11 protein-coding genes are annotated in these 12,868 nt (G+C 73.0%); 6 read left to right on the top strand and 5 right to left on the bottom strand.

The features are described from left to right. The first annotated feature begins 26 nt into the window (after positions 1–26). On the top strand, positions 27–665 hold the full coding sequence (locus ACIGXE_RS06795) for a CBS domain-containing protein (RefSeq protein ID WP_399744229.1): 639 nt from the start codon (positions 27–29) through the stop codon (positions 663–665). Positions 666–716: 51 nt separating this feature from the next. After that, a complete protein-coding gene (locus ACIGXE_RS06790; RefSeq protein ID WP_399744227.1) occupies positions 717–1,406 on the top strand; it encodes a response regulator in 690 nt (229 codons plus the stop codon). Between the two features lie 143 nt (positions 1,407–1,549). Here the strand turns inward: ACIGXE_RS06790 and ACIGXE_RS06785 are convergent, their stop codons facing one another. After that, positions 1,550–3,280: a GAF domain-containing protein gene (locus ACIGXE_RS06785; RefSeq protein ID WP_399744225.1), complete on the bottom strand. Its 1,731-nt coding sequence runs from the start codon at positions 3,278–3,280 to the stop codon at positions 1,550–1,552. Positions 3,281–3,464: 184 nt separating this feature from the next. Next, positions 3,465–4,367 (bottom strand): universal stress protein, encoded by a 903-nt coding sequence (locus tag ACIGXE_RS06780; protein ID WP_399744224.1) that lies wholly within the window; start codon positions 4,365–4,367, stop codon positions 3,465–3,467. A 288-nt stretch (positions 4,368–4,655) separates the two neighbouring features. On the opposite strand from ACIGXE_RS06780, the gene ACIGXE_RS06775 reads away from it, so the two are divergent. Together ACIGXE_RS06775 and ACIGXE_RS06770 are read left to right on the top strand one after the other, a co-directional pair. Further along, positions 4,656–5,276 carry a CBS domain-containing protein gene (locus ACIGXE_RS06775; RefSeq protein ID WP_399744222.1) on the top strand — a complete coding sequence of 207 codons (621 nt, stop codon included), beginning with the start codon at positions 4,656–4,658 and terminating at the stop codon, positions 5,274–5,276. Positions 5,277–5,301: 25 nt separating this feature from the next. Continuing rightward, a complete protein-coding gene (locus ACIGXE_RS06770) occupies positions 5,302–6,318 on the top strand; it encodes an Acg family FMN-binding oxidoreductase (RefSeq protein WP_399744220.1) in 1,017 nt (338 codons plus the stop codon). Positions 6,319–6,384: 66 nt separating this feature from the next. On the opposite strand, the gene ACIGXE_RS06765 is transcribed toward ACIGXE_RS06770, so the two are convergent. Further along, positions 6,385–8,775 carry a glycoside hydrolase family 65 protein gene (locus tag ACIGXE_RS06765; RefSeq protein WP_399744218.1) on the bottom strand — a complete coding sequence of 797 codons (2,391 nt, stop codon included), beginning with the start codon at positions 8,773–8,775 and terminating at the stop codon, positions 6,385–6,387. Next, positions 8,772–8,921 carry a hypothetical protein gene (locus ACIGXE_RS06760; protein WP_399744216.1) on the bottom strand — a complete coding sequence of 50 codons (150 nt, stop codon included), beginning with the start codon at positions 8,919–8,921 and terminating at the stop codon, positions 8,772–8,774. Before ACIGXE_RS06760 ends, ACIGXE_RS06765 begins: the two co-directional genes overlap by 4 nt. A 305-nt stretch (positions 8,922–9,226) precedes the next feature. Here ACIGXE_RS06760 and ACIGXE_RS06755 point away from each other — a divergent pair, with 305 nt between their 5' ends. Beyond that, positions 9,227–9,877: a CBS domain-containing protein gene (locus ACIGXE_RS06755; protein ID WP_399744214.1), complete on the top strand. Its 651-nt coding sequence runs from the start codon at positions 9,227–9,229 to the stop codon at positions 9,875–9,877. A gap of 80 nt (positions 9,878–9,957) precedes the next feature. Here the strand turns inward: ACIGXE_RS06755 and ACIGXE_RS06750 are convergent, their stop codons facing one another. After that, positions 9,958–10,548 carry a LapA family protein gene (locus tag ACIGXE_RS06750; protein WP_399744212.1) on the bottom strand — a complete coding sequence of 197 codons (591 nt, stop codon included), beginning with the start codon at positions 10,546–10,548 and terminating at the stop codon, positions 9,958–9,960. Between the two features lie 418 nt (positions 10,549–10,966). On the opposite strand from ACIGXE_RS06750, the gene ACIGXE_RS06745 reads away from it, so the two are divergent. Beyond that, the gene (locus tag ACIGXE_RS06745; protein WP_399744210.1) at positions 10,967–12,460 is read left to right on the top strand and encodes an AMP-binding protein; all 1,494 of its coding nucleotides are present in this window, start codon (positions 10,967–10,969) and stop codon (positions 12,458–12,460) included. The last annotated feature ends 408 nt before the right edge of the window (positions 12,461–12,868 follow it).

Below are 12,868 nucleotides of genomic sequence, written 5' to 3'. Positions count from 1 at the left end.
CGACCCGCTGTCCTGGGGAGGACACGATGACCGTCTCGCGCTACACCGTCAGCGACGTCATGACCCACACCGCCATCGCGATCGGCCGTGACGCGTCCTACAAGGAGATCGTCGCCCTCATGGACCAGTGGAAGGTGAGCGCCCTCCCCGTCCTGGAAGGGGAGGGCCGAGTGGTCGGGGTGGTGTCGGAGGCGGATCTGCTCCCGAAGGAGGAGTTCCGGGGCGTGGACCCGCGTCCGGACGAGTTCGACGAGGCCGCCAAGGCGAGGGCGGTGCGGGCCGGGGAGCTCATGTCGAGTCCGGCCGTGACCGTCCACGCGGACGCTTCTCTCGCGGAGGCGGCGCGGATCATGGCCCGGCGGAGGGTGAAGCGGCTTCCGGTCGTGAACGGGATCGGGATGCTGGAGGGGGTCGTGAGCCGGAGCGATCTGCTCAAGGTGTTCCTGCGGGACGACGAGGAGATCGAGGCGGAGGTCCGTCGTGCCGTGCTCGGGGGCGCGGCGACCCTCACAGGGCTGGACGTCACGGTCGTCGAGGGGGTGGCCGTCCTGCGGGGCGAGCTGTCCGACCGCGCGCTGGTGCCCCTGGTCGCCCGCGCCGTGCGGGCCGTGGAAGGTGTCGTGGACGTACGGATGGAACTCGGTGCCCGGGATGACGCGGCTTGACGGACAATCCTTGTAGGGGTGGGCAGGTATCCACCGACCACAGGGGTCGCCATGACCGATCTGCCGGCAGCCGACACGACGACGACCACGCGGGTCTTCCTCGTGGACGACCACGAGGTCGTCCGGCGGGGCTTGCGCGACCTGATCGACGACGAGCCCGACATGGCGGTGGTCGGGGAGGCCTCGACGGCGGACCAGGCACTGGCCCGAGGGCCTGCCCTGCGGCCCGACGTGGCCGTCCTCGACGTGCGGCTGCCCGACGGGGACGGGATCTCGGTGTGCCGGGAGCTTCGTTCGCGGATGCCTGACCTGGCGTGTCTGATGCTGACCTCGTTCGACGACGAGGAGGCCCTGCTCGACGCGATCATGGCGGGGGCCGCCGGCTACGTGCTGAAGCAGATCAAGGGTTCCGACCTCGTGTCGGCGGTACGGACCGTGGCCACGGGGCAGTCGATGCTCGATCCGGCCACCACCGCCCGGCTCATGCACTCGTTGCGGGACCCCGAGGTGGCGAAGGCGCCGGAGGACGAGCGGCTCGCGGCGCTGTCGGAACGGGAGCGGGCCGTGCTGGAACTGATCGGCGAGGGGCTCACCAACCGGCAGATCGCCAAGCGCCTCTACCTCTCGGAGAAGACGGTCAAGAACCACATCTCGAGGCTGCTCGGCAAGCTCGGCGTGGAACGCCGCGTACAGGCCGCCGTCATCGCGGCACAGGTCCACGAGCGCGACGCCGAGAAGTAGTCTCCTCGGTCGTCCTCCTCACTCGCCACTCGCCCTCCTCGGTCGTCCTCTCCGTCGCCCTCCTCAGTCGTCCCCTCCGTCGCCCTGCTCCGTCGCCCGCCTCAGTCTCAGTCGCCCGCCTCAGTCGTCCTCCGTCGCCCTCCTCAATCGTCGGACGCCAGCGGGATGCGCCACTCCAGCAGCGTTCCCCCCGCCGCGCCCGCCCCGGCCCGGACCGACAGGTCGCCGCCCAGGCGTTCGGCACGCTCCGCGAGGTTGCGCAGTCCGCTGCGGGGGTGGTCCCGGCCGATGCCGACGCCGTCGTCGCGTACCGTCACCGTCAGGACGCCGTCGTCAGCGGCGACGGACACCTCGGCCCGCCGGGCCCGCGCATGGCGAGCCACGTTCGTGAGCGCCTCGCCGACGACCGCGATGACCTCGTCGGCGATGTCGGCCGGCACTTCGGTGTCCAGGAGGCCTTCCATCCGCAGGGCGGGCGCGAAGCCGAGTGCCGAGGCGGCCTGGTCCACCGCCTTGACGATGCGGCTTCTGAGTTTCGGCCTGGTTCCCGGGGCCTCGTGGTCCCGGAGGCCGAAGATCGTGGATCGGATGATCTTGATGGTGGCATCCAGGTCGTCGATCGCCCGGGTCAGCCGGTCCACGGCCTCCGGGTGCTCGACGAACCGGCGGGCGCTCTGCAAGGTCATGCCGGTGGCGAAGAGGCGTTGGATGGCCAGGTCGTGCAGGTCGCGGGCGATCCGGTCGCGGTCCTCCAGGAGGCTCACCTGTTCGGCGTCGCGGCGCCGGTCCGCCAGTTCGAGGGCGAGTGCCGCCTGCCCCGCGAAGGCGGGCAGGGCGATGATCTCGGCGCCCGCGAAGGGCGGCCGCGCGTGGCGCCTCGCGAGGATGAGCACTCCGCTCAGCCGCTCCTTCGTACCGACCGTGACGGCCACCGCCGGCCCGAAGCCCTTCCAGCGCTCGGGCTGCACGGTGATGCGGGGGTCGTGCTCGACATCGGCCGCGGTGACCAGACCGTCCCGCTCCAGAGCCGCGGCGGCGAGGGTTCCCTCGCTGCTGGGCAGCACGACACCCCGGTGGGTCTCGGCCCCCTCGCCGCTGGCCAGCGATCCGCGCAGCTCACCCCCGGGTCCGACCAGGTAGAAGACCCCGATGTCGGCGCCAGCGATGTCCACCGCCCGCTCCAGCATCCCGTCCAGGACCTCGGACTCCTCCACGCCCGACAGGAGCGCGCTGGTGAAGTCGGAGCTCGCGGCCAGCCAGCGCTCACGCAGCCGGCCCTCCTCGTAGAGGCGGGCGTTCTCGATGGCGATGCCGGCGGCGACGGCCAGGGTCGTGACCACGGCCTCGTCCTCGGTGTCGAAGTCCATCCCTCCGCGCTTCTCGGTGAGGTAGAGATTGCCGAAGACCTCGTCGCGGACGCGGATCGGGACACCGAGGAAGGTGTGCATCGGCGGGTGGTGGGGCGGGAAGCCGTACGAGGCCGGGTGCTCGGACAGCTCGGGCAGGCGCAGCGGTTCGGGGTGGCGGATCAGTTCGCCCAGGATGCCGTGTCCGGAGGGCAGTGCGCCGATCCGCTCGCGCACGTCGTCCTCGATGCCGATGGGGAGGAACTCCGCGAGCTTCTGGTCGTCGCCGATGACTCCCAGGGCTCCGTACTCGGCGTCCACGAGGGTCACGGCCGCCTCCACGATGCCGCGCAGCACCTGGGGCAGGTCGAGCTCACGGCCGACGGACATGACCGCTTCGAGCAGCCCGTTGAGCCGGTCCCTGGTGCCCCGCACCTCGTCGATGCGCACCTGGAGCTCGTCGAGCAGCTCGTCCAGCCTCAGCCGCGGCAGCCGCGCGTGGCCGGACTCGGTGTCCTCCCGGCCCATCGAAACCTCCGGTCGCGTCAGGCGCACCCGACCGGCCCGGCACGCCTGATCTCACCGTAGTCCCGATGTCCCGGCCGTTCCTGCTGGGCTCATCCGCCGGAAAGCCGTCCGGACCAGCCGTGCCGCGAGGCGCCCGCGGCCCAGGCCGGCGCGAGGAATCCGGCGGGCGCGCAGACGGCGGCGGTCATGTCGTGCTCCCGTGGCCGGGTCCGTGCCGCGGGATCAGGACCACCGGGCAGTGGGCGTGCTGCAGCAGACTCAGCGTGGTCCGGCCGAGCGTCGGTCCGAGGAACCCGGGCGCCCGGCGGCCTCCGACGACCAGGAGGTCGACGTGGTGGGACGCCTCGACGAGCGTGCCGGGGACGCTGTGGCTCTTCTCGCCCTCGGTGTGCAGCGCCAGTTCCGGGAACTCCTCCCGGAGTCGATCCGCGACCTCGGACAGCGCGCGCACGTGCTCGCGGGCGTTCCCCGGCGCGCCGTTGCGCAGCGGGGGTCGTCCCCCGGCGTACGGGACCGTGCCCCACACGTGCAGAAGCCGCAGCGGCACCTTGCGCAGCAGGGCCTCGCGGGCCGCGGTCCGGGCGCAGCCGAGGTCGTTCCCGTCCCGGACCGCCGCGAGAACGGCACCGAGCTCGGCGGGCTCCTCGGCCGCCCGGACCACGACGACCGGGGTCGTGGCGCGGGCCGTGACCTCCAGCCCGACCGAGCCGAGCAGGAGCGAGGAGAAGCCGCCTCGGCCGCGGTGGCCGACGACGATCGTGCCGCTCAGCGCGGCGGCCTTGCGCAGGCCCTCGACGGGCGAACGACCGCTGAGTTCCGTGACGACCACGAGCTCGGGATGGCGCCCCACGACCTCCCCGGCGGTCCGGTCGAGCAACTCCTGACCGGCTCGCCGGGTCTGCTCGACCTCCGCGGCGGAGAGGAGCCGCGAGGCGGTCTCGCTGTCCGTCGCGTGGACGAGGCAGAGACCGCCGCCGCGCAGCACCGCTTCGTCCGCCGCCCACGTCACCGCCACCCGGGCGGACGGCGATCCGTCCACGCCGACGACGACCCTGCCGAGGCCGGGGCGGTCCGTGGTTCCGTCCATGGCTCCTCCTCGTCCGGTCCGCGGGAGTCCGGTCCGTAGGAATCCGGTCCGTGGGAATCCGGTCCGTGGGAATCCGGTCGGAGGGACTGTTCTCCACCGTGACATCCGTGTCCCCGCGCCTGGAGGGGCCTCTGGGGGCAAGGGAGGGGCCAAAGGTCCCTCTCGCTCACGCGGGGTCCGGTCGGGCCCGACGCTGGACCGTTCGGCCCTCGCAGGTCGCCGGGCGTGCGACGGACGGTGGTGGAAAGCGGAACCAGCCGCCCGGCCGCTCGAACAGGAGGTGCGGCCATGAAGCACCTGAAGGTCGGCAGCCTGATGACCGACAACGTGGTCGCCGCGGTCCCGGACACCTCGTTCAGGGAGGTGGCGAAGCTGCTCACCGAGCACGACATCAGCGGTGTCCCCGTCATCGACGACGACGATCACGTCGTCGGGGTCGTCTCGGAATCCGACCTGCCGGCCCACGGACAGCCGACCGCGCGGGAGCTCATGAGCGCGCCGGCGATCACGGTGTACGCGGAGGAGAGGGCGGCGGACGCGGCCCGGCTGATGGTGCGCCGGGGAGTGGAGCGTCTTCCCGTCGTCGACGAGGAGGAGCGGCTGGTGGGGATCGTGACCCGCCGCGATCTGCTCCGCGTCTTCCTCCGTCCGGATCCGGAGATACGCCGCCGTGTACGGGAGGACGTGCTGGCGGACGCCCTGGGTCTCGGCGCCGACGCGGTCGACGTCCATGTGCTGGACGGTGTGGTGACGCTCGAAGGCCGGGTCCGGCGACAGGGCCAGGCCCGGACGCTCGTCGGACTCGCCGACCGGGTGGACGGTGTGGTCGCCGTCGTGGACCGGCTGTCCGTCGACGAGGCGGCCGCACGACTCGCCTCCCCCGCGCGCAGCGCGCATGACCTCCCGTGAATCACCCGCACAGTCAGGACGAACCGTGTCCACCACCACTCTGCCCCGAACGCTCGTGACGTCCTTGGTCGAAGACGCCGTCACCGCTCCGTCGATGCACAACGCACAGCCGTGGAGGTTCGTCCACCGGGCCGGTGCCGACACCGTCGAGCTGTACGGCGACCCGTCGCGCGAGATGCCACGCGAGGACCCCGACCACCGCGGCCTCCACCTCGGCTGCGGCGCCGCCCTGTTCAACCTGCGGGTCGCCGCCGCGCACCGTGGCCGGCATGCCGTGATCCGGCTGCTCCCCGACCCCGAAGACCCGTGGCATCTCGCCGACGCGCGGCTCGCGCGGGCCGGTGCCGAGGAGGTCGACCCGGCCGCCGGTGCCGAGGAGGTCGACCTGGCCGTGCTCCACCCCGCCCTGCGGGAACGGCACACCAGTCGCCTCCCGTTCACCGAGGAGCGGATTCCCCCCGAGATCCTCGACGAGCTCTGTGCCGCGGCCCTCCTGGAAGGCTGCCGACTGGTCGTGCCGGGAGCGTGGCACACCGACACCGTGCTGGGTCTGGTCCACGCGTCCGAGCTGTACGAAGCCGCGGACGCGTCCGTTCGCGCGGAGATCGCCACCTGGGTGCGGAGTGACGCGGCAGGGGAGGGCGGTGACACCGAGGGGATCCCCGCGTACGCCCTCGGCCCGCGACAGTACGACGTCACCTCGCCGGTCCGGGACTTCGACACCGCCCGCCGAGCTCCCGAACGCTCCTCGGCGCGCTTCGAGAAGAGGCCCTTGATCGCGCTGCTCGGCACGGTCGACGACACCCCCGAGGACTGGCTCAGGGCCGGCCAGGCCATGCAGCGGATACTGCTCCAGGCCACCCTCGACGGGCTGTCCACCTCCCTCATGTCCCAGCTCCTGGAGTGGCCCGAGCTCCGCTCCCAGGCGCGCGATCCCGGTTCGACGATCGGCTTCGTCCACATGGTGATCCGGCTCGGCTACGGGCCCCGGGGACGGGCCACCCCCCGTCGGCCCGTCGCCGACGTGCTCTCCTTCGACTGAGCGCCTGAGCCCTCACCGGCGTTCGACGGGGCCGCTCACCATCGGACCGGCGTTCGACGGGGCCGCTCACCATCGGAACCAGCGCTCTGTGCCGGCCGGCACCGTGAAGCGCCGTTCACCCGGGAGCACGACGACGAGCGGCTCGTTCGGCGAGGGAGGGACGCGGACGGCCAGCCGCCCGGGGAGCATGCGGACCCTCACCCCTCGATGCCCGCGGAGGCAGAGCGTGAAGGCGAACCGAGGGATCTCCGCCAGAGGCACCGGCACCACCCGGAACCCCTCCGGACCGGCCTCCAGGCCGGTGAACCCACGCTCGACGAGGTCGATCGTGCCCGCCATCGCCCCGAGGTGGACACCCTCGCCGGTCGTGCCGCCCTGGACGTCGGCCACGTCCGCGAGGAGCGCCTCCTCGCAGTACCGCCAGGCGTCGGCGCCCTTCTGCCGGGCCAGTACCCAGCCGTGCACGAGGCTGCTGAGCGTCGAGCCGTGACTGGTGCGCCGCAGGTGATACGCGACAGTGGCACGCCACAGCTCGTCGTCCAGCACGTAGCCGAGCCGAGCGAACAGGGCGGACAGCTCCTCGGGCCGGAAGAGATAGCCGAGCATGAGGGTGTCGGCCTGCTTGGACGCCTGATACCGGTTGACCGTGTCGCCCTCGGCCTCCAGGATCCGGTCCAGCCTGCGGATGTCCCCGTACCGGGCGCGGTACGCCTCCCAGTCGAGTTCCGCCAGCTCTCCGTAGCCCTCGAACTGGCTGATCACGCCCTGATGGAAGGGCACGTACAGGCGGCGGGACACATCCTCCCAGCGGTCGAGTTCCCGGTCGTCGAGCGCCAGCCGCTCGGCCAGTTCGGCGCGCCGGGCGTCGGGCAGTTCGCCCAGCAGATCGAGGCCGCGGGCCAGCACCCAGGCGGCGGTCGCGTTGGTGTAGGCGTTGTCGTCGATGCCGGGGGTCGTGGCATCGGGATAGGCGTCGTGGTATTCGTCCGGGCCCACGACACCGCGGATCCGGTAACGCCGCGCCTCGGGGTCGAAGGCGGCCGCCCAGGCCCAGTAGCGGGCGATCTCCAGGAGGATCTCGGCGCCGGCGGAGTGCAGGAAGCCGCGGTCGCCGGTGGTCTCGGCGTACCGCCACACGTTGTAGGCGACGGCCGAGCCCACGTGCCGCTGGAGCCTGGAGAAGTCGGGCAGCCAGCGCCCGGAACGCGGATTGAGGTGCAGCTCCTGCGTCTCCTCCCGGCCCGAACTCGCGCTCTGCCACGGGTAGACGGCCCCGACGCCGCCGGCCCGGCGGGCCGCCTCGCGGGCGGCCGGGAGCCTACGGTGCCGGTACATGATCAGGGACCGGGCCACTTCGGGGAAGTGGAGGTCCAGGTAGGGCAGCACGAACAGCTCGTCCCAGAAGACGTGGCCCCGGTAGGCCTCGCCGTGCAGACCCCGGGCGGGGACGCCCACGTCGAGGTCGGCCGTGTGCGGGGAAAGCGTCTGCAGCAGGTGGAACAGATGGAGCCGCAGGATGCGGCCCGCCTCTCCGGGCACGCGCAGCTCCCCCTGCTCCCAGAGGCGCTGCCAGGCCGCCTGGTGGGTGGTGAGCAGTCGGGGGAAGGCGGGGGCCAGGGCGAGGTCGTCCCGGGCCGCCGCGAGCGGGTCGGCGGCCGGCCGGTCCATCGAGGCGCGCAGCGCCAGCGTCTTCACCACCGTGGCCGAACGGCCGTGGCCCAGGGGCAGCAGGTAGGTCTGGACGGTGCCGGTGGTCGTGGCCGCCTCCCGCGCGGGACGGGCGGGGCGGGTGACGGTACGGACGGCCAGGGCGATCCGGAAGCCCGGATCGGCCGTCCCGCACGTGAGCCAGGCGACGCCGTCGGGGGCGAACCCGGTCCGGTGGTCTCCGAGGTGGTTCTTCTCCAGGTGCCGGTAGCGCTCCACCCCGGAGTTGGTGACGTCGCCGTCGAGGACGCACTTCACCTCGACGGCACCGCTCCAGCCGTAGGCGCGGAACATGGTGCGCTGGGCCGCGAGGTGCGCGTCTCCCATGTGCACGATCCGGGTGTGGCCGACGCGAAGTCCGCGTCCGTGGGCGTCCCGGAAGAGCATGCTTCGGGTGAGCACGCCCCCGCGCAGGTCGAGCTGTACGTCGTGGTGACGCAGCTCCTCGGCGTCGGGCGTCAGCCAGGGGCCGGGCGGCCCGTCGTCCGGCAGGCAGCGGTAGTTCAGCGCCGTCCAGTTCGGGAGGTTGACGAGGTCCTCGTTCTCGACCCGCTCACCGGCGACGGCGGACGTGGTCCGGTCGTAGCAGCCGGCCAGGTAGGTGCCCGGGTAGTGGCCGGCGCCGGCGCCGCACTCGGGGGCGGACCCCCGGGTGGCGAACCGGCCGTTGCCGAGCGTGCAGAGTGCCTCGACGAGCTGCTCGCGTTCCGGCGCGTAGCGGTCGTACCTCCACGTCCAGGCGGTGTTCATCCGCGCTCGCCCCACGCGCCGCAGGCCGGCGCCACGCGATCGGCGGCTACCGGGTCGGCGCCCTGCGGGAGCAGGGCGGCGGTGCCCTGCCCGTCGCGGGCGCGGTCGAGGCCGACGACGAGCCCGAAGCCGCCTCGACGTCTCATGCGCGGATCCTCCTCGCCTGCGGTCCCTTCCAGGGTTTCGCGAACCTCGGGAGCCGCAACCGGGACCGGTTCGCCCGGTATGCCGCGACGCCGACGCCGGACAGGCGATTCGACCCGGCCGCTTCCCCCGCTCGGGTGTGCCCGTCCTGGTCCGCCGACCAGGGTCCTTCGGACCCCTGGTATGCCCTGCGCGGCCCTGCCACGGGCGCACACACCGCGGGAACCTGTGAGAGAAGGGCCGGAGGACATCACGGCCGGCACGTCGACGCGGAGCCCCTGTCCTACGCCCCGATGAGGAGAGAGCCATGACCACGCAGCAGTTCACCGTCGCCGACGTCATGACCAAGAAGGTCGTCGCCGTCCTGCCCGGCGCGGACTTCAAGGAGATCGTCACCACGATGCAGCGGTGGAACGTCACCGCCGTTCCCGTGGTCGAGGGCGAGGGCCGGGTCGTCGGGGTGGTCTCCGAGGCGGACCTGCTCCTCAAGGAGGAGTTCCACGACCACCGCCTGGGGCTCGTCGAACAGCTGCACCGACGTGACGCCACGGCCAAGGCGGGCTCACGACGGGCCCAGGACCTGATGACCTCGCCGGCCGTCACCGTCGCGCCGGGGGCGTCGCTGCCGCAGGCGGCGCGCCTCATGGCCACCCACCGGGTGAAGCGGCTCCCGGTCGTCGAAGCGGACGGCACGATCCAGGGGATCGTCAGCCGGTCCGACCTCCTGAAGGTCTTCCTGCGCCCGGACGAGGAGCTGGCCGCCGAGATCCGCCGCGAGGTCGTCGAGTCCCTGTTCCCGCTCTCGCGGCAGCGCGTCGACGTCCGGGTGGACGCCGGCGTGGTGACCCTGACCGGACAGGTCCGGGACGGCGCCCTCGTCCCCCTCGCGGAGCGGCTGACCCGGGCCGTCGAGGGCGTGGTGGACGTACGGTGCGAGCTCACCGCGGAGGGGGCGTGAACGCCTGGACGACGTGGGGTGCGGGCGCTGCGTCGACGTGCGGTCCGCCCGGCCGCCGTGCCACCGCACCGCTCGTACGGTCATTCGTCGCCGGTCCCGCCGGTGCCCCGCCGGAGCCGGCCGGACCAGACGGGTTCCACCTGTTCCCACTCCCGTTCCCAGGCGGCGAGCCGACGGCCTTCGGAGCGCCGTCGTACGAGGGCGAGGACACCCGCGCCCGACGCCGCTGCCGCGCTCGCCACCGTCGTGCTGCCCGCGATCGCGGTCAGCGCGCGGTCCGCGGTGCTTCCCGGTGGGCGGGCGGGGCTGCCGTGGTCGTCCACCCATATGATCAGCGTGTGCCCCTGAGGCGTCCGGGGCGGGACCTGGACGGTCCCCGACCTGCGGACGTTGTCGGGGTACGCCCAGACCGCCGGTGCGACGGGCTGCGGCTTGGCCCCTGGCCGCACCGCGACGGGTGAATCGTGGGCGCGCCCCGTCGTGGTCGCCTGCACCCGGTGACGGTGGGCGGCGAGCTCGCGGTCGGCCCTGGCTCCGGCATTCCACAGGACTCCGGCGGCCACGGCACCGCAGAGCACGGCGATCGCCAGAACGAGGACGAGCGGGGCACGCGCGCGCCGGTCCGTTCCGGACGCCGCCGGACGGCGGCCTGATGCGTCCTGCCGGCTCATGTCGCACCTCCGGGGTGGGAGGGCCGGATACCTCAACAGCGCCGCTCGGCGTGTGGCGCAGAGCTCGCTGCCGATGTGGTGGGCCCAGGCCTGGATCCGTACCGGGTTTCGGAACCCGGTTCGGCCCCTACCTCCACTCTCACCCTTGTGCCGGAGTTCGCCCGGTCGGCGGCAGATCTCCTCGGTCGGCCGGTCTCATGGGGGCGAACGGTCCCTGATGGGGACCGTTCGGCACTGCTGCCGGGACGGTCCGCGCGTCAGGGTGGGAGCCACGGGATCCGCCCGTCCCGTGATGGAGGAGCGTCATGGAGCACCGCTCTGTCTTCGACGTGGGGACGCTCGACGTGGTGACCGCCGCTCCCACCGCCGAGCTCCCCGCTCGGGAGGGCCGCCGGGCCGGCGTCCGGGAGTCACCGCGATGAACGCCTGGTGGGTGGCCCCCGTGATGGCCGAATACGAGAGCGCCCGGGCCACGTTCTCCTGGCGCCGCGAGCGGTCCCGGCTCGCCGGGCTGCCGGGTGGCGGCGTCAACATCGGGTACGAGGCGGTCGACCGGCACCTGCGGGAGGGGCACGGCGAACGGGACGCGCTGCGCTGCGTCGCTCGCGACGGTTCCCTGCGGACGGTCAGCTTCGCCGGGCTGGCCGGCGACAGCTCCCGGTTCGCCCACGTCCTGGAGCAGCTCGGTGTCGGCCGGGGAGAGCGGGTCTTCATCCTGCTCGGCCGCCGCTACGAGCTGTACGCCATCGTCCTCGGGGCCCTGCGGGCCGGACGTGTCGTGTGTCCTCTCCTCACCGCGCTCGGCCCCGGACCCGTCGCGTCGCACATGAAGCTGGGCAACGCCCGGGCCCTGGTCACGACGCGGGAGCTGTACGAACGCGAGGTGGCACCCGTGCGGTCCCGGCTCCCGCACCTGCGGCACGTGCTGCTGCTCGACCCCGGAGGCGCCCCGCCACGGGGCACCCTCTCCTTCCACGCGCTGACGGACGGCGCGCCAAGCGCGTACACGGTGGGACCGACCGATCCGGCGGAGCCGGCGCTGCTCCACTTCACCCGCGGCACGACCGGCCCGCCCAAGTGCGCGGTGCACGTGCACGAGGCGGTCCTCGCCCATCACGTCACCGCCGCCTACGCCCTGGACCTGCACGAGGGAGACGTCTTCTGGTGCACCGCCGACCCAGGCTGGGTCACCGGAACGTCGTACGGAATCGTCGCGCCGCTCACCCACGGCGTGACGACGATCGTCGACGAGGGCGGCTTCGCCCCCGACCGCTGGTACGGCATCCTCGCCGACCAGCACGTGACCGTCTGGTACACGACACCCGGCGCCCTGCGCGGGCTCATGCGGGCGGCGCCGCGCGGCGGCGTCCGGCCGGCCGCGCGTCACGACCTCTCGTCGCTCCGCTCCCTCGCGAGCGTCGGCGAACCGCTCAGTCCAGAGGCCGTGCACTGGGGTCGGGAAGCGCTCGGAACACCGGTCCACGACACCTGGTGGCAGACCGAGACCGGCGCCGTCATGCTCGCCAACTTCCCGGCCGATCCCGTACGCCCCGGCTCGATGGGACGGCCGATGCCCGGCGTCGAAGCCGCCGTGCTCGCCTGCGGCGAGGACGGCCGGGCCGTGGTCGACGACGGACGCGTACGGGTCCTGCGGGAACCCGACGCGCAGGGTGAGCTCGCCCTTCGGGCGGGCTGGCCGTCGATGTTCCGCGGGTACCTGCACGAGCCCCGGCGTCACGAGTCGTGCTTCGCCGACGGCTGGTACCTGACGGGCGACCTGGTCAGCCGCGACGCCGACGACTGGTTCTGGTTCGTGGGCCGCGCGGATTCTGGTTCCGCGGCTTCTGGTCCGTGGGCCGCGCGGACGACGTCATCCGGTCCGCCGGGCGTCTCGGGCGCGGCGGGGCCTTGACGCGCGGGCCGTCCCGCGGATCGGTCCAGCGTGCGGAAGACCAACACGACGGCGGTGATGAGGAGACCCCAGAAGAGGATCATCCCCGCGGACATGGCGAACCAGCCCCACCCGTTCATGCCGTTGCCGTACCAGAACATCATGGCCACTCACGCTCCCGACGGCCGGACCGGCGACCCTGCAGGAGTCCCTGCTCCCGATCGGGCCGGACACTCCCCACCCTCCCCTGGGCGGCAGACGACGCATAGGGCCGACCGGGCCCCTGCGCGGGCCGGTCGGGCACGGAGAGGGCCGCCCGTCACGACGTACACGGCACATCGCCGTCACCGCACCGCTCGCCTGGGCGCCGCCCCTCGACGACCGTCGGGACGCGCGCGTGCCGACGAGGACGCATGACCTCACCCTGCG

It is taken from the genome of Streptomyces sp. NPDC053431 (genome assembly GCF_044544925.1).
In the GTDB taxonomy this organism is placed as follows: Bacteria; Actinomycetota; Actinomycetes; order Streptomycetales; family Streptomycetaceae; genus Streptomyces.
Note: the sequence above shows the minus strand (reverse complement) of the source record. Positions and strands in the feature narration are given on the sequence as shown.

Excerpts from the sequence above, each read along its gene's own strand:
- ACIGXE_RS06795 (WP_399744229.1), top strand. The coding sequence starts at position 27 with ATGACCGTCTCGCGCTACACCGTCAGCGACGTCATGACCCACACCGCC.
- ACIGXE_RS06790 (WP_399744227.1), top strand. The coding sequence starts at position 717 with ATGACCGATCTGCCGGCAGCCGACACGACGACGACCACGCGGGTCTTC.
- ACIGXE_RS06785 (WP_399744225.1), bottom strand. The coding sequence starts at position 3,280 with ATGGGCCGGGAGGACACCGAGTCCGGCCACGCGCGGCTGCCGCGGCTG.
- ACIGXE_RS06780 (WP_399744224.1), bottom strand. The coding sequence starts at position 4,367 with ATGGACGGAACCACGGACCGCCCCGGCCTCGGCAGGGTCGTCGTCGGC.
- ACIGXE_RS06775 (WP_399744222.1), top strand. The coding sequence starts at position 4,656 with ATGAAGCACCTGAAGGTCGGCAGCCTGATGACCGACAACGTGGTCGCC.
- ACIGXE_RS06765 (WP_399744218.1), bottom strand. The coding sequence starts at position 8,775 with ATGAACACCGCCTGGACGTGGAGGTACGACCGCTACGCGCCGGAACGC.
- ACIGXE_RS06760 (WP_399744216.1), bottom strand. The coding sequence starts at position 8,921 with ATGAGACGTCGAGGCGGCTTCGGGCTCGTCGTCGGCCTCGACCGCGCC.
- ACIGXE_RS06755 (WP_399744214.1), top strand. The coding sequence starts at position 9,227 with ATGACCACGCAGCAGTTCACCGTCGCCGACGTCATGACCAAGAAGGTC.
- ACIGXE_RS06750 (WP_399744212.1), bottom strand. The coding sequence starts at position 10,548 with ATGAGCCGGCAGGACGCATCAGGCCGCCGTCCGGCGGCGTCCGGAACG.
- ACIGXE_RS06745 (WP_399744210.1), top strand. The coding sequence starts at position 10,967 with ATGAACGCCTGGTGGGTGGCCCCCGTGATGGCCGAATACGAGAGCGCC.